General features: G+C 31.2%; 1 pseudogene. It reads right to left on the reverse strand.

The features are described 5' to 3' along the window. Positions 1-128: 128 nt before the first annotated feature. Positions 129-285 (reverse strand): annotated as a pseudogene (locus tag ETC07_RS16140) (GntR family transcriptional regulator); the annotation flags it as partial.

Below are 285 nucleotides of genomic sequence, written 5' to 3' on the forward strand. Positions count from 1 at the left end.
GTTATTCTTAGTTGAAGATATTATAACAAAACTCACTCTATCATGCAATTATATTTTTCTTTAAATTCCAAACGGCTTTTATTTATGGGAAAAAAAAGCTGGATGAATCCAACTTTTTAGTGTTTTTATCAAATGAGCTCTGTACCTTCTGGACTTTGTTTAATTTTTTTATTCTTCATCAAACCGCCAAGCGCTTTTTTAAATTGTCCTTTAGATATACCAAATGTCGCTTTGATATCATCTGGCGCTGACTTATCATTAAAAGGCATTTTTCCACCCATACTC

The sequence above is a fragment of the Halomonas borealis genome (assembly GCF_004798905.1).
Classification (GTDB): Bacteria; Pseudomonadota; Gammaproteobacteria; order Pseudomonadales; family Halomonadaceae; genus Halomonas; species Halomonas borealis.